At 59.6% G+C, this 20094-nt stretch carries 11 protein-coding genes and 6 pseudogenes; 7 read left to right on the forward strand and 10 right to left on the reverse strand.

What is annotated here, in order from left to right:
- Positions 1-3: 3 nt before the first annotated feature.
- The 3 genes from AC6I8M_RS12345 to dgt form a co-directional block, all read right to left on the reverse strand.
- Positions 4-1161, reverse strand: a complete 1158-nt coding sequence (locus tag AC6I8M_RS12345; RefSeq protein ID WP_010616198.1) for a CdaR family transcriptional regulator — start codon at positions 1159-1161, stop codon at positions 4-6.
- A gap of 202 nt (positions 1162-1363) precedes the next feature.
- The gene (gene degP, locus AC6I8M_RS12350; RefSeq protein ID WP_010616199.1) at positions 1364-2797 is read right to left on the reverse strand and encodes a serine endoprotease DegP; all 1434 of its coding nucleotides are present in this window, start codon (positions 2795-2797) and stop codon (positions 1364-1366) included.
- Between the two features lie 136 nt (positions 2798-2933).
- Positions 2934-4427: a dGTPase gene (gene dgt / locus AC6I8M_RS12355; RefSeq protein ID WP_010616200.1), complete on the reverse strand. Its 1494-nt coding sequence runs from the start codon at positions 4425-4427 to the stop codon at positions 2934-2936.
- A gap of 98 nt (positions 4428-4525) precedes the next feature.
- On the opposite strand from dgt, the gene mtnN reads away from it, so the two are divergent.
- The 3 genes and pseudogenes from mtnN to AC6I8M_RS12370 all read left to right on the forward strand — a co-directional run bounded on the left by mtnN (position 4526) and on the right by AC6I8M_RS12370 (position 6352).
- Complete coding sequence (gene mtnN / locus AC6I8M_RS12360; protein WP_010616201.1) at positions 4526-5224, forward strand: 5'-methylthioadenosine/S-adenosylhomocysteine nucleosidase; 699 nt, start codon at positions 4526-4528, stop codon at positions 5222-5224.
- Positions 5217-5994, forward strand: a pseudogene (btuF, locus tag AC6I8M_RS12365) (vitamin B12 ABC transporter substrate-binding protein BtuF). The gene mtnN and the pseudogene btuF overlap by 8 nt, the downstream one beginning before the upstream one ends.
- Positions 5995-6100: 106 nt before the next feature.
- Positions 6101-6352, forward strand: coding sequence for a hypothetical protein (locus AC6I8M_RS12370; protein WP_010616202.1), 252 nt, complete (start codon positions 6101-6103; stop codon positions 6350-6352).
- Positions 6353-6385: 33 nt separating this feature from the next.
- Here AC6I8M_RS12370 and erpA read toward each other — a convergent pair whose 3' ends face one another.
- A complete protein-coding gene (gene erpA / locus AC6I8M_RS12375; RefSeq protein ID WP_010616203.1) occupies positions 6386-6733 on the reverse strand; it encodes an iron-sulfur cluster insertion protein ErpA in 348 nt (115 codons plus the stop codon).
- 221 nt (positions 6734-6954) lie between these two features.
- Here erpA and hemL point away from each other — a divergent pair, with 221 nt between their 5' ends.
- Positions 6955-8235, forward strand: coding sequence for a glutamate-1-semialdehyde 2,1-aminomutase (gene hemL / locus AC6I8M_RS12380; RefSeq protein WP_010616204.1), 1281 nt, complete (start codon positions 6955-6957; stop codon positions 8233-8235).
- Positions 8236-8270: 35 nt separating this feature from the next.
- On the opposite strand, the pseudogene AC6I8M_RS12385 reads toward hemL, so the two are convergent.
- The 4 pseudogenes from AC6I8M_RS12385 to fhuA form a co-directional block, all read right to left on the reverse strand.
- Positions 8271-9945: pseudogene (locus AC6I8M_RS12385) on the reverse strand (iron ABC transporter permease).
- Positions 9945-10822: pseudogene (gene fhuD, locus AC6I8M_RS12390) on the reverse strand (Fe(3+)-hydroxamate ABC transporter substrate-binding protein FhuD). Before fhuD ends, AC6I8M_RS12385 begins: the two co-directional pseudogenes overlap by 1 nt.
- A 9-nt stretch (positions 10823-10831) precedes the next feature.
- Positions 10832-11631 (reverse strand): annotated as a pseudogene (gene fhuC, locus AC6I8M_RS12395) (Fe3+-hydroxamate ABC transporter ATP-binding protein FhuC).
- Positions 11632-11672: 41 nt separating this feature from the next.
- Positions 11673-13872, reverse strand: a pseudogene (gene fhuA, locus AC6I8M_RS12400) (ferrichrome porin FhuA).
- Between the two features lie 103 nt (positions 13873-13975).
- On the opposite strand from fhuA, the gene AC6I8M_RS12405 reads away from it, so the two are divergent.
- Entirely contained in the window at positions 13976-14146 is a 171-nt protein-coding gene (locus AC6I8M_RS12405) for a hypothetical protein (RefSeq protein ID WP_195910862.1), read from the forward strand.
- A 55-nt stretch (positions 14147-14201) separates the two neighbouring features.
- Here AC6I8M_RS12405 and mrcB read toward each other — a convergent pair whose 3' ends face one another.
- Entirely contained in the window at positions 14202-16718 is a 2517-nt protein-coding gene (mrcB, locus tag AC6I8M_RS12410; RefSeq protein WP_498013400.1) for a bifunctional glycosyl transferase/transpeptidase, read from the reverse strand.
- Positions 16719-16816: 98 nt separating this feature from the next.
- Positions 16817-18581: pseudogene (locus AC6I8M_RS12415) on the reverse strand (ATP-dependent helicase C-terminal domain-containing protein).
- 74 nt (positions 18582-18655) lie between these two features.
- Between AC6I8M_RS12415 and thpR the strand changes: the two are divergent.
- Together thpR and sfsA are read left to right on the forward strand one after the other, a co-directional pair.
- Positions 18656-19195, forward strand: coding sequence for an RNA 2',3'-cyclic phosphodiesterase (thpR, locus tag AC6I8M_RS12420; RefSeq protein WP_010616210.1), 540 nt, complete (start codon positions 18656-18658; stop codon positions 19193-19195).
- Positions 19196-19912, forward strand: coding sequence for a DNA/RNA nuclease SfsA (gene sfsA / locus AC6I8M_RS12425; RefSeq protein WP_010616211.1), 717 nt, complete (start codon positions 19196-19198; stop codon positions 19910-19912).
- The last annotated feature ends 182 nt before the right edge of the window (positions 19913-20094 follow it).

Consider the following 20094-nt stretch of genomic DNA (forward strand, 5'->3'; position numbering starts at 1 on the left):
TTTTTATGCCTGCTCATCAAGCTGCAGCGCCACATACAGCAGCAGCCGATCGTCAAAGTTCGCCAGGTTGAGGCCGGTCAGTTCTGAGATGCGGTTCAGGCGGTACTCCAGCGTATTGCGATGAATAAACAGCGCGCGCGCCGTGGCGCTCGGCTGCACGTTATGACTGAACCACGCAACCAGCGTGCGCCGCAGCAAACCGTTATTGTCCATGCTCTTCAGCTTTGCCAGCGGACGTGCCAGCTCGCTGGCCTGCCAGCCGCCGCGCAGGCTATCCAGCAGCACCGGCAGCACCAGATCCTGATAGAAGAAGCTCCGCTGCTGCGGCATGCGCTGCTTGCCCACTATCATGGTGGTGCGGGCTGTGCGGTAAGAGCGCGCAATGCTGCCGGGCCCGGTAAAGAAATTGCCGAGCGCGATGCGCATCCGCACCTGACCACTCTCTTTCATGCGCTGCAGCAGTTGATCGACGCGGCGGCGATGATCGTCCTGATCGTAACGGCCATGAGCATTCAGCGCTGGCTTCAGCACCACCATTTCGGTGAGCGAAACAATGGCGATCAGGTTATCGCGATCGGGCGTGGTCAGAAGCGTCTGTAATTGCTGCAGCTCCGACATTGCGCTGTCGACCCCCAGCTGTCCGCTGTCTACTTCCACCACCGCCACCACGCGCGGCTGATTGAGATCGATGCCTAGTCGCTGCGCCCATTCGTTCAGCGCTGGCGACAGCGTATCGCTGCGGATCAGGTTCAGCACCAGCTCCTCACGCAGGCGGCTGTCCTGCGCCAGCATATGCAGCAGGCGCGCCTGTTCCAGCATCATCTCTGCTGTCATGCACACCAGCTCACCGTAATGGCGTAGCGTGCTGGGCTGGCCGGTGAGACCAATAACGCCGACGATGTCGCCGTCAATGCGCAGCGGCAAATTGATGCCCGGCCGCACGCCGTGCAGGTGTTTAGCCACCGCTTCGTCAATATCGACCACCCTGCCCTGTGATAGCACCAGCAGCGCGCGCTCGTGCAATTCGCCAATACGCTCGCGATCGCCACTGCCAATAATGCGGCCGCGCGCATCCATCACATTGACATTACTGTCGATAATTTTCATGGTGCGGGCAACGATATCCTGAGCCAGTCGCGCATCAAGATGATAGGTGGCCATCAAACACTCCAGAATTCGGGACGAACCGACAGAATACGCATCCCGATTGCCCCTGGCATTGTGCAACTGCACATTGCCGCAGGGCGATTACCGGAATTGCGGCAGCGGTCACACTGGAAAGGCGCAAATGACTGAGGGCGCAGCCAGCATACAGGCAAGAAAAAAGGCGAGCCGAAGCTCGCCTGAGAGACTAATAGCAGGATTACTGCATCAGCAGATAGAGGCTGCTGTCGCCGCGCTTGACGTTGAGCGCCAGCACCGACGGTTTGGTGTCGAGGATTTTACGCAGCTCGCCAAGGTTGCTTACTGCCTGCTGGTTCACACCGAGGATCACATCGCCTTTCTTCAGGCCGATACGTGCCGCAGCGCTGCCGGCTTTCACGCTGTCAACGCGAACGCCCTTCTGGCCGTTGCTGTCGACATTGCTGAGATCGGCGCCTTCAATGCCGGTGTAAATCGTCGCGGACTGCACTTTATCCTGTGAGCTCTGCTGCAGCTCAACCGTCACGTTCAGCGGTTTGCCGTCGCGCAGCAGGCCCAGCTGCAGTTTGGTGCCGACCGGCAGCGAGCCGACTTTCGCACGCAGCGCAGCAAAGCTGGTCAGCGCTTTACCATTCATAGAGACCACCACATCGCCCGCTTTCACGCCGGCTTTCGCAGCCGCTGAGTTTGGCAGCACCTGGCTGACAAACGCGCCGCGTTGCGCATCCACTTTCATCGCTTTAGCCAGCTCGGAGTTGAGCTCGGTGCCCATAACGCCCAGCTCGCCGCGTTTCACCTGGCCATACTCCACCATCTGCGCGGTCAGGTTTTTCACCATGGAACTCGGGATGGCAAAGCCGATACCGATGTTGCCGCCGTCCGGTGCGAGGATCGCGGTGTTAATACCGATCAGCTCACCGTTCAGGTTAACCAGCGCACCGCCGGAGTTTCCGCGGTTGATGGCGGCATCGGTCTGGATAAAGTTTTCGTAATTTTCGACGTTAAGGCCGCTGCGCCCCAGCGCCGAAACGATGCCGGAAGTGACCGTTTCGCCCAGGCCGTACGGGTTACCGATGGCCACGGTGTAATCACCGACGCGCAGATTGTCGGAGTCTGCGATCTTAATTGCCGTCAGGTTTTTCGCATCCTGCAGCTGAATCAGCGCGATGTCAGACTGCGGATCTTTGCCGATAACCTTAGCATCGTAGCGACGGCCATCGCTCAGCTGTACCTGAATTTTGGTGGCGTTATCCACCATGTGGTTGTTGGTAACCACATAACCCTTGTCGGCGTTAATAATTACCCCAGAACCCAGCGCGCGGAACTGCTGCTTCTGCGCGTTGGCACCATCGTCGCTACCGTCACCGCCCTGGCACATGGGTGAACCCTGGAACGGCGATCCGTCCTGACAGAACGGGGAATTATCGCCAAAGAATTGCTGGAACTGCTGCGGCATGCGCGGGGTTTTCACCGTGGTGCTGCCTTCCACGCTGATACTGACCACGGAAGGCATCACTTTTTCCAGCATGGGTGCCAGGCTGGGCAGTTGCTGACTGGAGGAAGACGCTGTCTCCGCCGCGAAAACACTGACAGGGCTTAACGCCATGCCCAGACTAAGCGCCAGCGCACTTAACATTAATGTGCTTTTTTTCATTCGTCTGTGTCTCTCTGAAATTAACGTGCAGACCATTGCTGTGGTCGTGATGATGAGATTAAGTTTTTAGCGCGAAGTTCCTGATAAAGTATTGGGCAAAGGTAAAAATTTATTCTTCGTCTTTACAAAACTGCGCTTATTCCACCGCCATCAACCGACGATACTCATCCCAAGCGTAATTGTCCGTCATCCCGCTGATATAGTCCTGAATCAGCCGCGAGCGATAATAACGTTCCCATAACAATCGCTGATATTTATGCTGCACTACCAGGTTACGCATCTGTTGCTGATAAGCTTTGCGATGTTTACCTGAAAGTTTATGAAACAGTCGGGTTTCGATCGGATGTTTCGCGAGAAAATCCTCATTCATTAATGTGGTAAACTGTTCATAATCGAGCTGCATCAGCGACTGATAAATTTCCAGTAATCCTTTAATGACCCGATAACCCTGTAATTCCAGCTGCTCAACTTCAGGGTGATTAAACACCTGCTGGCGCGCCACGGTTTTAAATAATTTTAACAGGCGCCCTTCATCACCGTCATCTTCCAGCAGCGCATGGTTAAAGCTGCCGGCAAAAATGGCAGGTAAATTATCAACAAAGCGGCGCACCGAATGGCTGACCAGCACACTCTGGACGTTAACCCGCAGCGACATGAAAAATTGATCGCTAATACTGCGACGCTTTTTCTGATTGGCCTCTTTCCACGCTTCATTAATGGTGCGGCTGAACGCGTCGCCGGGTTTCACCGGGTCCCAAGCGTTGAGCAAAGAATGATAGAGCGTATCGACGGTGAAGATGTCTTTTTCTACGGCGTCATCGAGGTCGGCGATACAATAGGAGATATCGTCAGCCGCTTCCATTATCCAGGTCAGCGGATAACGGTGGTGCTCAGGTATATCCGTTGCCGCGCGGAGATCGGCCACATATTCACGTTCGGATAAATAGAAACCCGGCTTTTTCATTAACACGCTGAACTCCGCCGGCTTATCGCCCTGCCACCACGCCGGCGCGGTATATTTTAAAATACACGCCACCTGCGCATAGCTAAGATTTAGCTGCAGCAGGGTATGCACCAGCCGAATGGCCTGCGCATTCCCTTCGAAATGGCACAAATCCTGACGAATCATTGCATTTAACCGGTCGAAATCGGCACGCTGCGCGTCATCCGCCACGCCCGCCACCAGCGGATCCACCAGTTCGGCCGGCAGGTTGTCATCAAACCAGTCATTGATCGCCGCTTCACCAAAATGGCCAAACGGCGGGTTGCCGACGTCGTGCAGCAGGCAGGCCATCTCCACCAGGCTCTCGACCGCGCCCTCAAAGCCATCGAGGCCGTAAGCCGCCAGCCCGCCGCCCTGGGTTTTCATCGTATGCAGAATCTCTTTGGTGATGTAACGCCCGGTTTGCTGCACCTCAAGCGAATGGGTCAGGCGCGAGCGCACGGCCGCATTCCGCTCCAGCGGGAATACCTGGGTTTTTTGTTGCAGACGGCGAATCGCGGCAGAATTAATAATGCGTCCACGATCGCTTTCAAAGTGGCGGGTAATAAAGTATTCGCCTTCGGGATCTTTGCGGCTGGTATAAGGGCGGGTGAAACTGATCTTCTTCCTGAAATTGATCGTCGCCATTGTTACCCCTTATTTTTTCCTGAATTGATCCCCATTAAGCCATGTTAGACTATGCCTCACTTTAGCCTTATACATCCATAACTACAGCGAGATTCTTTATGAAAGCAGGCATTATTGGCGCGATGGAGCAGGAAGTCACACTGCTGCGTGACAAAATTGAAAACCGTCAGACGCTGACGCTGGCCGGCTGCGAAATTTACACCGGTACGCTCAACGGCGTTGAGGTGGCTCTGCTGAGATCGGGCATCGGCAAAACCGCGGCGGCGCTCGGTACCACGCTGCTGCTGGAGCTGTGCAAACCGGATCTGGTGATCAACACCGGTTCCGCGGGCGGTCTAGCACCAACCTTGCAGGTGGGCGATATCGTGGTGTCCGATGAAGTGCGTTATCACGATGCCGATGTCACCGCCTTTGGCTATGAGCCTGGTCAGATGGCGGGCTGCCCGGCGGCGTTTGTTGCGGACAGCGCGCTGATTGCCGCCGCAGAGCAGGTGATCAAACAGCTGGATCTTAACACGGTGTGCGGGCTGGTGGTCAGCGGTGACGCCTTTATCAATGGCGCCGCGCCGCTGGAGCGTATCCGCAGCACCTTCCCGCAGGCGATTGCGGTAGAGATGGAAGCCACGGCAATTGGTCACGTTTGCCATCAGTTTAAGGTGCCGTTCGTGGTGGTACGCGCTATTTCTGACGTGGCCGATAAAGCGTCGCATCTGAGTTTCGAAGAGTTCCTCAGCGTGGCGGCTAAACAGTCGTCGCTGATGGTGGAAAACCTGCTGGCTCAGCTGGCGCGTGGCTAAATATCTGCTGCTCGGGCTGTGGCTGCTGTGCCACAGCCTGCTGGCCGCACCGCGCGTCATTACCCTGTCGCCGCATCTCACCGAACTGGCGTTTGCCGCCGGCATCACGCCGGTGGCGGTGAGCGCGTGGTCAGACTATCCCGCCGCCGCCAGCCAGCTGGAGCAGGTGGCGAACTGGCAGGGCATTCGCGTTGAACGCATTGTGCAGCTCAGGCCGGATGTGGTGCTGAGCCTGGCGCGATGGCAATCCGCTGCGCCAGGTGGAGCAGCTGCAGCGTCTGGGCATCCACGTGGAATGGATTGATCCGCAATCACTCGATCAGATGATTGACGCGCTGGCGGCGCTGTAGCGCTGGAGCCCACAGCCCCAGCGGGCCACAGAGGCCGCGCTGGCGTTACACCAGCAGCAAACGCCAGTGCCGCTGTTTCTGCAGTTTGGCCAGCAGCCGCTGTTTACCGCCGCGCGCAGCACGCTGCAGAATGAGGTCATCACCCTGTGCGGCGGTCGCAATATCTTTGCTGACAGCAGCGTGAGCTGGCCTCAGGTGAGCCGGGAGCAGGTGCTGACGCGGCACCCGCAGGCGATTGTGACTGGCGGTGATGCCAGCCGTGCCGCCAGCGTAGCGCGCTTCTGGCAGCCGCAGCTTAACGTGCCGGTGATTGCGCTTAATGATGACTGGCTGAGCCGGCCGGGTCCGCGCCTGCTGCTGGCGGCAAAACAATTGTGCGAAGCTTTACATCCGACGAAAAATAAAGCATTACCAGACTAAAGATTCGACGATTCATGTCGAAAATCAAATAACAAGGCACAGCGGCCACGTATGCTCTGTGCCTTTTTAGCGCGTAGCGCACTTTTGACATCACCAGGATTTCACCATGACCAGAGCGCTGCTGCTGGCCATAGTGCTGATCGTGGCTGCACCGATCGGTGCGGCAACCACAACGGGCTCTATCGCCGTCTCGCTGACGATTTTCTCCCGCTGCGATATCTCACACCCGAGTGAGCAGACGCTGCCGTCTGTTGACTGCGGCCGGCATTTCAGCGCGCAGCCGCGCGTGACACAAAGCGTATTGAACCGCGATGCGTTTCGCCGTGAAACGGCACGCTTAGTGACGATTGAGTGGTAAATCATGGCTGCCAGAACGGCAGCCAGCCCAGCATCAGATGCTGAAAGAGGAACCGCAGCCGCAGGTGGTTTTGGCGTTCGGATTGGTCACGATAAAGCGGGAACCTTCCAGACCTTCGGTGTAGTCAACCGATCCGCCCACCAGATACTGCAGGCTCATCGGGTCAACCACCAGCGCCACACCCTGCTTCTCGATGGTCATGTCGCCGTCATTCATTTGATCGTCAAAAGTAAAACCATACTGGAAGCCACTGCAGCCCCCGCCGGTGATGTATACGCGCAGTTTCAGCGCCGGATTCTGTTCATCCGCAATCAGGTTTTTTACTTTTTTCGCTGCTGCATCGGTGAACTGCAGAGGCAGCGCGGCTACGTCGTCACTCATCTTTTACTCCGGGTAAACGTCCAGGTCAGAAAACGACCTCAATTTCGCTATTATCTGCCAGCCGTCCAGTGCAATCAAGTAGCGCCCTTGACACTGTGTGCCGCCAGTTATGGCATAAAGCATAGCAATGTCGCAGGCGCAAGCGGCCGCGCGCCTTTCTTCACCGGCCGCTCTTCCGTAGAATGGCGCCAGATTTTTTCCAGAACAGCAGGAGCCGAACCATGAGTAAGTCAGAAAACCTGTATGCTGAAGCACAACGCCTCATCCCGGGCGGCGTGAACTCCCCGGTGCGTGCCTTTACCGGTGTGGGCGGCGTGCCGCTGTTCATCGAACGCGCCGACGGTGCCTATCTGTATGATGCCGATGGCAAAGCCTATATCGATTACGTCGGCTCCTGGGGACCGATGGTGCTGGGTCATAATAACGCCACCATTCGCAATGCGGTGCTCGAAGCCGCCGCGCGCGGCCTGAGTTTTGGCGCGCCGACTGAGATGGAAGTGAAGATGGCCGAGCTGGTGTGCGAACTGGTGCCGAGCATGGATATGGTGCGTATGGTTAACTCCGGCACCGAAGCCACCATGAGCGCCATCCGCCTGGCGCGCGGTTTCACCCAGCGTGACAAAATCATCAAATTTGAGGGCTGCTACCACGGCCATGCTGACTGCCTGCTGGTGAAAGCCGGTTCCGGTGCGCTGACGCTCGGCCAGCCCAACTCGCCGGGCGTGCCGGCGGATTTCGCCCGCCACACTCTGACCTGCACCTATAACGATTTCGACTCGGTGCGCGCGGCGTTTAAGCAGTATCCGCAAGAGATCGCCTGTATTATCGTCGAACCGGTGGCGGGCAATATGAACTGCATTCCGCCGCAGCCGGAATTCCTGCCGGGCCTGCGTGCGCTGTGCGATGAGTTTGGCGCGCTGCTGATTATCGATGAAGTGATGACCGGCTTCCGCGTGGCGCTGGGCGGTGCCCAAGCTTATTACGACGTTACGCCAGACCTGACCTGCCTCGGCAAGATCATCGGCGGCGGTATGCCGGTTGGCGCCTTTGGCGGCCGCCGCGAAGTGATGGCCGCGCTCGCTCCCACCGGCCCGGTGTATCAGGCCGGCACGCTGTCCGGAAACCCGATTGCCATGGCAGCCGGTTTTGCCTGCCTGTCGCAGATTGCGCAGCCTGGCACCCATGCGACCTTAACCGCACTCACCGACCAGCTGTGTGCTGGCCTGCTAGCTGCGGCGGAGGCAGAAAATATCCCGCTGGTGGTGAACCACGTCGGTGGCATGTTCGGTATTTTCTTCACCGACGCCGACAGCGTGACCTGCTACGCCGACGTGACGAAGTGCGATGTGGAGCGTTTTAAGCGTTTCTTCCATCTGATGCTGCAGGAAGGTGTCTACCTCGCGCCATCGGCCTATGAGGCCGGCTTTATGTCACTGGCGCACAGCCAGGAAGATATTCAGCGCACCGTCGATGCCGCCCGCCGCTGCTTCGCGCAGCTGTAAACCTGCCGGGGCGCAATTAATAGCGCCCCGCTTCACTAAGCGCGCCTTAGCAGCCAGATAAAATACGGCGCGCCGAAGAAGGTCGCCATCAGGCCCGCCGGGATTTGATCCGGGAAGGCCAGCATGCGGCCGCACCAGTCGGCGAACACCAGCAGGCCACCACCGAGCGGCAGCAGCGTCAGCCAGCGGCTGGCCAGCGGTGCCAGCGCCACCAGTATCATGCCCACGACAGCGCTTTGCAGCGCCTGCGTCATTGAGATGTTGTACGTCGAACCGGAAATCCAGCTCAGCAGCCCGGCCATGCGCGGATCGCCGCTCGCCAGCAACACCATCAGTAACGTGACGAACGCACTGTTCAGCGCCATTCCGGCCAGCAGCATGCGTTCCGGCGCAAAACCGCCACGGCTGGCCACCAGCATAATCACCAGCAGCGTCAGCGCGGCGCCCAGCACGCCCGCAGGCAGCAGCCAGGCGACCACGTTGCCGGGCACAAAGAAACAGCATGACCACCCCCCCGCAGGCCGCCCCGGAGCTGATGCCCAGCACTTCCGGACTGGCCATCGGATTGACGGTCAGGCGCTGAATCAGCACCCCTGCGACGCCCAGCATCATGCCAACCACCAGCGCCGCCAGCACGCGCGGCACGCGCCACGGCAGCAGCTGTTGCAGCATGTCGCCGCTGACCCACGTCCAGCCGTGCGCGTCGCGCCCGAACGCAATGCCCGCCAGACTGCACAGCGCCAGAATCATCACGCCCGCCAGGCACCAGCGCAGCACGGCCTGCCGCTCCTGCGACACTGTGTCGCCGGCATTCATCGCCGGCGGCAGCGAGCCCGTGCGCAGACGCGGCAGCAGCCATAGCAGAATCGGCACACCAATCAGCGCGGTTGCCGTCCCGGTTGACACTTCACACCAGTGCGCGGTCAGCCACAGCACGCACTGATCGGCCAGCCACAGCAGCAGTGCGCCAATCAACGGCGCCAGTAGCAAGCGGCTAAGCAGACGACGCGCACCCAGCATCTTCGCCAGAAGCGACGCGAACAGCCCGATAAAGCCGATGATACCGGCGACGTTAACCAGCTGCGCACTGAGCAGGATCGCCAGCGCCAGTGCGAACGCCAGCAGCAGGCGAGGCCACAGCAGCGCCACGTTGTGGCCGTCGAGCTGGTTCAGCGCGCCGGTGCTCCACAGAAACATGTTTTGCAGCTGATCGTGATTGAAGATGGCAAAGATTTGATTAACCGCGCCGGCATACAGGCTCAGTACCAGACCGGCCAGGATCAGCGTTACCGGCGACAGACGCTTGCCCCATGCGATGCCAAACACCAGCACGCCGACCAGCACCGCCCCGCCCATCGCGGCAAACTGCTGCGTCAGCTCCCCGCCCGGCAGTTGCCACAGGGTGGCGACGGTCAGGCCAAGCTGCGCGCCGGAAGAGACGCCCAGCGTGGTCGGCTCCGCCAGCGGATTGCGCAGCACCTGCTGAAACAGCAGGCCCGCGAGGCCAAGTCCGGCCCCGACCAGCAGCGCCAGCCGCGACAGCAGGCTGTAGTGGAACACCACCTGACGAATGTTATCGATATCCGGCGCGAACATCGCCTGCTGCCACTGTGCCAGCGGCAGCGCCTGGCGCAGGTTGATAAACGTGAGCGCCAGCGCCAGTAAACTGAGCACGCTGAGCAGCGCGACGGGAAACAGACGGTTGCGCATCAGTGTGACTCCAGCGCGTGTTCCAGCACGCGAATAAATTTGATGGCTGAGTAAGTGGCGCCGTAGTACCACACCGCCGGCACCCGCCGGAAACGGCCGGAACGGACAAACGGCAGCGCCTGCCACAGTGCGCTTTGCGTCACCTGCTGCATATCGCGCGCGTTATCGTGATCGAAGCAGATCACCTCAACGTCACCGACCTCCGCCAGCCGCTCCAGCCCGACCACCGCACTGCCCCAGAAGTTAGTTTCGCCCTGCCAGGCATTGCGCAGGCCAAGCTGCTCCATCACTTCGAGGAACAGGCTACCTTTACCGAAGGTAATGGCGTGACGCGGATCCATCAGCGACATCAGCAGCAGCGGACGCTGCGCCCACGGACGTAACCGCTCACGCGCGGCAGCCACTTCACGATCCACACATTGCAAATGGGCCTGTGCCTGCGCTTCAAGGCCAAGCCGGGCACCCAGCGCATGCAGCGATTTGCGCTCGGTGATGAACGGTTTGCCATCGCCGCTGTTGAGGTCAAAGCCCATCGTCGGCGCAATGCGCTCCAGCTTGTCGACCGCCGGGCCGTAACCGTTGGAGTGCAGGATCAGCGACGGTGACAGCTGGGTCATCAGTTCCAGATTGGGTTCGGTGCGTAAGCCGAGATGAGGGTGTCGGCCGGCAAGACCGGGTCGCCCACCCAGATGGCGTAGTTATGCAGATCGGCCACGCCGAGCGGGGCGACGCCGAGCGCCATCAGCAACTCCACCGGCAGCCACTCCAGCGCCAGGATGCGCTGGCTGTCCGGCTGCGCGGCGCGCAGCGGTGCAAGGTTCATCAGCGGTGAGAGCGCCAGCGCGGTCAGCAGACGGCGACGGGAAAGGTCGAACATCACAAGGCCTCAGTAGACAAAACTGACGGGCGCGCCGCCCTGCGGATGCGGCAGAATGCCCATCGGAATGCCATAAATATCACCCAGCACCTCGGCCTGCATAATCGCTTCCGGTCCGCCTTCAGCGATCACTTCTCCCGCGCGCAGCGCCACCAGCCGGTCACAGTAGCGAGCCGCCATGTTGAGATCGTGCAGTACCGCTATCACCGTCAGGCCGCGTTCGTGGCTGAGGCGCTGAATCAGCGCCAGCACATCAACCTGTTGGGCGCGATATCCAGCGCCGAGGTTGGTTCATCCAGCAGCAGGCAGCGGCTGTTCTGCGCCACCAGCATCGCCAGCCACGCACGCTGACGCTCGCCGCCGGACAGGCTGTCCACCAGCCGCCCGGCGAAGGGTTTCAGTCCAACCAGCGCAATCGCCTCGTCCACCCGATCGCGATCTTCCTGGCCGTAGCGCCCCAGCGCACCGTGCCACGGATAGCGCCCAATCGCCACCAGCTCGCGCACCGTCATGCCCTCCGCCGCGGGCAGCTGCTGCGGCAAATAGGCCACTTGGCGCGCAAAGGCTTTACTGCTCTAGGTATCAACCGCCTCACCGTTCAGCATCACGCGCCCTTCGCTGGCGGCATGGTGACGGCCGAGCATCTTCAGCAGCGTGGATTTACCGGAACCGTTATGCCCGATCAGCGCGGTGACTTTGCCCGGGGCGAAAGTCAGCGATAGCAGATGCAGCAGCGTGCGGCCGGGCACACGGAAGCTGACGTTTTCCAGTGAAAAGGTGGTTTCTGCGTGGTGCGGATGCTGCTTGATAATCCCTGGTTAACGGGCGCCGCAGCGCCCTGTGTTCAGTATCAGAAGCGGAAGGTGGCGGTACCGACGATCTGGCGCTCTGCGCCCCAGTAGCAGGCGTAGTCGCGGTAGCAGCTGGCAACGTATTCGCGATCGAACAGGTTGTTGATGTTGACGCCGATAGTTGAGCCCGGCAAACCGAAGCGGCCCAGATCGTATTTGAGCGCCGCATCCACGGTGGTGTAAGCGGCGACGTCAAAGTTCTGGTTGGCATTTGGGCCGCTGGCGTACAGGCCTTTGCTTTCACCCACGTAGCGCACCCCGGCACCAACGGTGAAGCCCGACATTGCGGTTTCGTGGAAGGTGTAATCGGCCCCACAGCGAAGCCATGTGCTTCGGCACCTGCACCGGCGTACGGCCTTTCAGCACGGTGTCTTCGGTGTATTCCGCATCGGTATAAGAGTAAGCCGCCGTCAGGTTGATGTTGGCGTTAAGCGCCGCTTTGGCTTCCAGCTCGACGCCGCGTGAGCGAATCTCACCACCCTGCACACTAAACTGCAGGCTATTCGGATCTGCCGTCAGGTTTTTGGTTTTAGTCAGCTGATAAACCGCTGCGGTGACCACAATCGGGCGATCTTTAGGTACGTATTTTACGCCAGCCTCATACTGCTTCGCGCGGGATGCGTCAAAAGGTTTCCCATCAACCGTGGTGCCAGCCGTTGGGATAAAGGATTCGCTGTAGCTGAAATACGGTGCGATACCATTATCAAACACATAGTTCACACCACCGCGCCAGGTAAATGCCTGGTCGTGGTTTTTTACTTCGCTGTTACCGTTACGGTTCAGTTCGGAGGTCATTGCATAATCGTATCGCCCGCCCAGCGTCAGCACCCATTTATTCCATTCCATCTGATCCTGCGTATACAGGCCAGTTTGTTCCTGACGGTTCAGATATTGATAGGGGAAGGCGGCACCCACAGCATCGTTACCATACTGCGGATCAATCGCGTTGATTGGCGCTGCGGAGGCAAATGCAGCATCAATATCATTACGGGTGCGCTGATAATCACCCCCCATCAGCAGCGTATGATCGACCGCACCGGTAGCAAATTTTGCCTGCACCTGATTATCGACGGCAAACTGATTCAATTTCTCATCGGAAATGGCTGAACCACGCGTAATCTCTTGTGACTCAGGCAGATAGCCGTTGCCATAAATACTGCGATAATTCGTTTTCAGCTCGGCATAGCGCAAATTCTGGCGCACCGTCTAGGTATCGTTAAAGCTGTGCTCAAAGTTGTAGCCAACCATTTTGGTGTTGCGCGAGATCTTATTGCTGTCTTCGCCTTCATCAAAATTGGTGGGCAGCTTATAGCTGCTGCCGTCCGGCCGGTTGATGCCCACCACGGTGCCTTCGCGCGGCAGCCAGCCGTAATAGCCGGTCTCCGGTTCGTTCTGGAAGTAGGTCAGCAGGTCAAAGCGGGTATTGGCATCGGGACGCCAGCTGAACGAAGGCGCAATGGTATAGCGCTTCTCTTTGTTCATCTCCTGTTGCGCATCGGCGCTGCGCGCCAGGCCGGTCAGGCGATAGCTGTAAACGCCGTCATCATCCAGTGAGCCGCCAAAGTCGAAGCCGGTGGAGAACAGGTTGTCGCTGCCCATCTGGAACTGGACTTCACGCAGCGTCTCCTGGGTCGGCCGCTTGCTCACTAGTGACACCACACCGCCCGGGTTGCTCTTACCGTACAGCACCGAAACCGGACCACGCAGCAGCTCCGCGCGCTCGAGGAAGTAAGGATCGATAGCGAATTCGGAGTAGTTGTCACCCTGCAGCTTCAGGCCATCCAGATACTGGTTAGTGTTGGTTTCACTGAAGCCGCGAATCGACAGCGCGTCGATAACGTCCGAGCTACCGCGGTTACCGGTCAGCACGCCTGGCGTGTAATTGAACGCACCTTTTACGCTGGTCACCGCGTGCATTGACATCTCTTCCTGCGTCACCACCGACACCGACTGCGGATTCTTCTCGATCGGCGTATCGGTTTTGGTGCCGGTCGCGCTGTGTTTCGCGGCAATGGTCGGTGACGGTGCCCATGCGCTCTCCTGCGCTACGCCGCTGCCGCCATCAGCCGTCACCACCACGGTATCTTCGGCCAGCGCCTGCATGCTGAGGCTGCCCAGAGTCAGGGAAATCAATAACGCGAGCGGTCGACGGGTGGTCACCGCGCGCAGAGAACAAGGAAAAGTGTTTCGCGCATTCATAGTGGGATCTCATGAAAAATAGAATAATGCAGGCGAATGGAAACGAGAATGATTATTAGACGCACGGATTTTAGGCGAAACCCGGCAAGCACCGCAAGATGTAATGCCTGCTGGCGGTGAGTTTGCCAGCGGATCGCACATATCCATGATCGCGGCTAAAAAAATGGCGGGCAAAGAAAAAGGCGCCGCAGCGCCAGAGGGGGTTAAATTCAGTTTATATGCAAGGCTCAGGCTGGAGCGCCGCCATTTATTTGGCACCGCCACGTGGTGGTAAAACGCTGGCACCGCACAGGCTCTGAATGTATAAAGCCTGTGCAGTGCCGGATGGCTTATTTACTGCCAAACATATCTTTAATCCAGCCCGTGACACCGTCAGAGTCCTTCTGCTCGCCCTGCGGCTGTTGCTGCTGTTGCTGCTCTTGCTGTTGCTGCTGCTGAATCTGCTGCTGTTGCTGCTGGCACAGCGCGTTCGGATCCAGCGTCCACACCGGCAGCGAACGCCAGGTGCTGCTGCCGCTGCCGCAGACAAAGTTACCGGCCGAATCGATATTCATCTGGGTGATATCCTCCGGTGGCGTCAGGACCAGCGGCATTGGCGCCTGGTTGTCGAGGTAGCGACGATAGATCTGCATCGCGCCGCTGGCACCGTACAGCTTCGAGGTCTGGTTGTTGTCGCGGCCAACCCAGATGATCGCCACTTCTTTACCATCAATACCAGCAAACCAGCTGTCGATCAGGTCATTGGTGGTACCGGTTTTCGCCGCCAGATGCGCACCCGGGAAGCGTGCGCCCAGCGCCCGCGCCGTACCGTGATCGGCCACCTGCTGCATGGTATACAGCGTCAGATACGCCGCCTGCGCCGGCTCAACGCGCTGCGCCTGCGGGAAGCTCTGATACAGCACCGTGCCATCTTCCGCAATCACCGAGCGCACCGCCGACAGCGCCGCACGGTTACCGCCGCTGGCAATTGACTGGAATGCTTGCGCCACCTCAATCGGCGTCAGGTTAAGCGCCCCCAGCAGCATGGCCGGCACCGGATGCAGCTGATCTTTTGGCACGCCGAGTTTGGTCCAGGTATCCACCACCGCGTCGAGTCCCAGCGTCATACCGAGGTTAACGGTTGGCACGTTCATTGAGTTAGTCAGCGCATCCACCAGCATCACTTTACCGCTGAAGCGACGATCGTCGTTCATCGGCTTCCACACCGAACCGTTTGGCTGTTTCAGCGCAATTGGCTCGTCGGCGATCCAGCTGTTCAGGCGATAGCTGTTTGGCTGGCTGAGGGCGGTCAGATAGGTCGCCGGTTTCGCCAGTGAACCAATCGAGCGACGCGCCTGCAGCGCGCGGTTATAGCCGGCAAACTGCGGATCGGCACTGCCGACCATGGCGCGCACTTCACCACTGAAGCGGTCGACCACCACCATCGCGGTTTCCAGATCTTTCAGCCCGCGCTGTTTCTTCAGCGTGGGAATGCCGTCTTCAACCGCTTTTTCCGCCGCATCCTGCGAAATCGGATCGAGCGTGGTGAAGATCTTCACGCCGGAGAGGTCTTTGACCTTATCGCCCAGCTTCGCCTGCAGCTCATTACGCACCATCTGCATAAACGCCGGCTGCGGCGTGATCACCCCACCTTTCGGCTGAACGCCAAGCGGCCGCGCCGACAGCATGTCGTACAGTTCCTGATCGATCACCTTCTGCTGTTGCAGCAGACGCAGCACCAAGTTACGACGCTCCAGCGCCAGCTGCGGATTGCGCCACGGATTATACAGCGACGCACCTTTGACCATGCCGACCAGCATCGCCTGCTGATCAAGGCTCAGTTCGTCCACCGGGCGACCAAAGTAGTACAGGCTGGCCAGCGGGAAACCGCGGATTTGGTCGTTGCCCGCCTGACCGAGATACACCTCGTTCAGGTAGAGCTCAAGAATGCGATCTTTGCTGTAGCGCGCATCCATGATCACCGCCATATAGGCTTCACGCGCTTTACGCCACAGCGAGTGTTCGTTGGTGAGGAACAGGTTTTTCACCAGCTGCTGCGTCAGCGTACTGCCGCCCTGCACCGCTTTACCGGCGGTGATATTGGCGAGGAAGGCGCGACCAATCGAGTACGGACTGATGCCGTCATGCTCGTAGAAGTGGCGGTCTTCGGTGGCGATCAGCGTATCGACCAGCAGATCCGGGAACCCGGCGCGCGGCACAAACAGACGCTGCTCGCCGTTTGGCGACTGCAACATGGTGATCAGCCGCGGATCGAGGCGGAAGAAGCCAAAGTCGCGTCCGGTATCGAGGTTTTTAATCTCGCTCAGCTCGTTTTTGCTGAAGGTGAGACGCGCGTTAATCTGGCCCTCTTTGCTGTCCGGAAAATCAAACGGACGGCGCAGCAGGTCGATGGTGTTGCCTTTCACGCCGAACTCACCCGGACGGGTAATGCGCGACACTTCGCGATACTGCGTGCCTTCCAGCAGCGCAATCATCTCTTTCTTGTCATAAGCCATGCCCGGTTCGAGGCTGACCATGCGCCCGTACACGGCCGCCGGCAGCTGCCACACTTTACCGTCAATGCGGCTGCGGATTTCCGAATCCAGATAGACGCCCCAAGCGGCCATCACCACGACAAATACCAGGAAGAGTTTAATCAACCAGCCTAACCAGCGGCGTTTGCCACGCGCGGGTCGTTTTCCTTTACCTTTGGGTGGCACCGGCGCACTCTCCTCATCATCTTCGTCAAAATCGTCCTGATCGATATCATCTTCAGGCTCCCTGCGGCGACCCCGGCGCGTAACGTTACGCGGCGGCTTTGGCGCTTTTCCTTTGCGCCCAATAGGTTCGCGATCGTTCCCAGACATGCTTTGTTTTCTCCAGGCATAGCTACGGCAGCGCCGCTACTCTAACTGCTTTCTCGTGCCGCGCATGGCAGAACCCTCTGAATTCGATCCACTGCGAGCTACGAGGAATATTTTTTGGTACGCCTAGTTGGCAAGGCGCTGGCCGGATCGTCCGGCCACGGATGTTTGGGATAGCGCCCTTTCATCTCTTTCTGCACTTCAGGATACGCACCGCGCCAGAACGCCGCGAGGTCACGGGTGATCTGCAGCGGACGGTGCGCCGGCGAAAGCAGCTCCAGCACCAGCGGAACGCGCCCATCGGCAACCGCCGGGTTCTGCGCCTCGCCAAACATCTCCTGCATACGCACCCGCCAGCGCGGGGGTTTCTCCGCGTCGTAGCGAATCGGCAGGCGACTTCCGGTCGGCACAGTGTAATGAGTTGGCAGCACAGTATCCAGCCGCTGCCGCTGTGACCATGTCAGCAAATTGTAATAAAGCGCAGACAAGATTAACGCTCTGCAGCCCTTTTAAATCGCGTACTGCGCCCATCTCCGGCAGCAGCCAGTGGCTCCAGCGAGGTCAGCAGCGTGTCATCATCCAGCACCGGCCACGCCTCTTCCGGCAGCCACTGCGCGGCGCACTGCAAGCGCAGACGCAGCTGCTCTGCCTCTGGCGTCCAGCCGAGCACCGCCAGCCCTTTTTCGCGGATCCAGCGCAGCATCGCCGGATGCAGGATCTCCGGCTCGGGCCGCGCCTGCGGCTGGGCCCGCAGGATCAGCGCACCAATCGCTTCCCGCTTCCACGCGCGCAGCGTGCCTTTGTCTTCATCCCAGTCCACATCGGTGCGCTGCTCCACCAGCTGCGGGCACTGCTGGCGCAGCGTATCAATCTCTACCAGCAGCGCCAGCAGCATACGTGCATCGGCGCTGCTGGCCCCCTGCAGCAGGCTCGGTGCAATCAGCCACTCATAGCGGCTCAGGCCGTCGTGCTCATCCAGCATCGCGCCGATACCATTGGCGAGCTGATAGCGCGCTGTGACCGCGACGCAGCGCCAGCCAGTCAGCAAATCCGGCGGCCAGCAGCGCCGCGCTGGCGATGGCGTGCACATCGTCGCCGGCGGCGCACAGCATCTCCGTGAGACGCGGATCGCTGCCAAGCTGCGCCATTTTACGGCCGCGCGCGCTGAACCGCTTCCTGACAGCCCCACTGCAGCAAATCCAGCTGCAGCGAGGCCAGATCGCTGGTGAGTATCTCCGGCTCACTCTGCGCCGCCGCACGCAGCGCCTGCTCCTGCGGCAGCAGATGCAGACAGATCCCCGGCGCCAGGCGACCGGCGCGGCCAGCGCGCTGCGTCATCGATGCCTGGCTGATGCGCTGGGTCAGCAAACGCGTCACGCCGCTGCGCACGTCAAACTGCGCCGCGCGCTCCAGCGCACTGTCCACCACTAGGCGGATACCTTCAATCGTCAGGCTGGTCTCGGCGATATTGGTGGCGAGCACCACTTTACGCCGGCCCGGCGCGGCCGGCAGGATGGCCCGCCGCTGCGCCTCCAGCGACAGCGCACCATATAAAGGAGATAAATCAACCTTATCACTGACGCGCGACGCTAGTTCACGCTTCACCCGTTCAATCTCCGCCACGCCGGGCAGAAACAGCAGCAGCGAACCGGGCTCGTCACGCAGCAGCTGTGCCACGTTGCGTGCCGCCAGCCGGCGCGGCTCCAGCATGATGATTTGCCCCGGCAGCTGCGCCTGTTGCAGCAGCTGCCGGGGCAGCCCGGTGGATTTCCCGGCGCCGGTCGGTGCCGCCAGCAGCACCTGTGGTGACTGCGCCAGCGCTGCCAGCAATGCAGGCAGTACCTCGCTTACCGATAATTCACTCACACTCAACTCCCACTCTGCCTGTGCTAAGATGGCGCGCAATGTACACCACCCGGCGCCGATTACCGGAGTTCAGCATGGCCACGCAACGACTGTTTTTTGCCCTCGAATTGCCTGATTCTCTCCAACAACAACTGGTGCAATGGCGGGCCGATTGCTTCGCCGCGGACGCGGGTAAACCGGTGGCGGCGGCGAATCGGCACCTGACGCTGGCGTTTCTCGGTGAGGTCAGCACGGAAACGGCGGATCAGCTGCAGCAGCTGGCGGCACGCATTCACCAGCCGGGCTTTACGCTGGATCTCGACGACGCCGGTCACTGGCCGCGTCCCGGCGTGGTGTGGCTTGGCTGCCAGCGCGCGCCGCGCGGTTTACTGCAGTTGGCCAACCTGCTGCGCGCCCAGGCCGCGCGCCATGGTTGTGCGCAGAGTACGCAGCCGTTCCATCCCCACATAACCCTGCTGCGCCACGCTGCGCAGGTCGTGGCGCTGCCGCCGCGCGGTTTTCACTGGCGTGTTGAGGTGAGTCATTTCGCGCTGTTTGCGTCCAGCGTCACGCAGGGACGTACGCGCTATCGCCGGTTGGCGCGCTGGCCACTGTTATCTGCCGCAGGAGCATAAATGCAGTTCGATCCGCCGTTACAATCAGCCCGCTTAATCACCCGCTATAAACGTTTTTTAGCCGATGTCATCACACCGGAAGGTGACACCTTCACCCTGCACTGCGCCAATACCGGCGCGATGACCGGCTGCGCCACGCCAGGCGACACAGTGTGGTACTCCACCTCGGCCAGCGTGACGCGTAAATATCCGCACAGCTGGGAAATAACGCAAACCGCGCAGGGCCACTGGATTTGCGTCAACACCCTGCGCGCCAACCAACTGGTGCGCGAGGCGCTGCTGCGCGACGCAATTCCGGAATTATCCGCTTATAGCCACTGCCAGGCTGAGGTGAAATACGGCACGGAAAAAAGCCGAATTGACTTCCTGTTGCAAGCGGAGGGCAAAGCCAACTGCTATATTGAAGTCAAGTCCGTCACCCTTTTACAAAATGGTAAAGGCTATTTTCCGGATGCGGTGACGGCTCGTGGACAGAAACATCTGCGCGAATTAAGCACTATCGCGGCAGAAGGCCACCGGGCCGTTTTGTTGTTTGCTGTTCTGCACACGGGGATTGAGGACGTTTCCCCGGCGCACCATATCGATGCGCAATACGCAGAACTACTGGTACAGGCGCAGCGCTGCGGTGTGGAAGTGTTGGCGTATCAGGCTCAGATTTCACCGGCAGAAATGTTACTTACCCGGCCGTTAAAGGTGACGATTAACGCACAGTTGTAATATTTAACGTTATTTGCTGTGATAAGAATGTTCTGAGCGGTGCGCTAAATACGCTGTTCCTCACAGGCTTGTCAAGGTGCGTTCATGAATAATTGCCAACCTTGATTGCTTCTGCTATTTATAGCGGCCTGTTTTTTTCCCTGATGGGAATCGATATGCCCCGCATGCGTCGGGTTGCAGGC

Source organism: Type-A symbiont of Plautia stali, assembly GCF_059731155.1.

Coding starts and splice junctions, on each gene's coding strand:
- degP (WP_010616199.1), bottom strand. CDS start 2,797: ATGAAAAAAAGCACATTAATGTTAAGTGCGCTGGCGCTTAGTCTGGGC.
- AC6I8M_RS12405 (WP_195910862.1), top strand. CDS start 13,976: ATGCCTGCTGGCGGTGAGTTTGCCAGCGGATCGCACATATCCATGATC.
- sfsA (WP_010616211.1), top strand. CDS start 19,196: ATGCAGTTCGATCCGCCGTTACAATCAGCCCGCTTAATCACCCGCTAT.
- mtnN (WP_010616201.1), top strand. CDS start 4,526: ATGAAAGCAGGCATTATTGGCGCGATGGAGCAGGAAGTCACACTGCTG.
- AC6I8M_RS12370 (WP_010616202.1), top strand. CDS start 6,101: ATGACCAGAGCGCTGCTGCTGGCCATAGTGCTGATCGTGGCTGCACCG.
- thpR (WP_010616210.1), top strand. CDS start 18,656: ATGGCCACGCAACGACTGTTTTTTGCCCTCGAATTGCCTGATTCTCTC.
- hemL (WP_010616204.1), top strand. CDS start 6,955: ATGAGTAAGTCAGAAAACCTGTATGCTGAAGCACAACGCCTCATCCCG.
- mrcB (WP_498013400.1), bottom strand. CDS start 16,718: ATGTCTGGGAACGATCGCGAACCTATTGGGCGCAAAGGAAAAGCGCCA.
- AC6I8M_RS12345 (WP_010616198.1), bottom strand. CDS start 1,161: ATGGCCACCTATCATCTTGATGCGCGACTGGCTCAGGATATCGTTGCC.
- erpA (WP_010616203.1), bottom strand. CDS start 6,733: ATGAGTGACGACGTAGCCGCGCTGCCTCTGCAGTTCACCGATGCAGCA.
- dgt (WP_010616200.1), bottom strand. CDS start 4,427: ATGGCGACGATCAATTTCAGGAAGAAGATCAGTTTCACCCGCCCTTAT.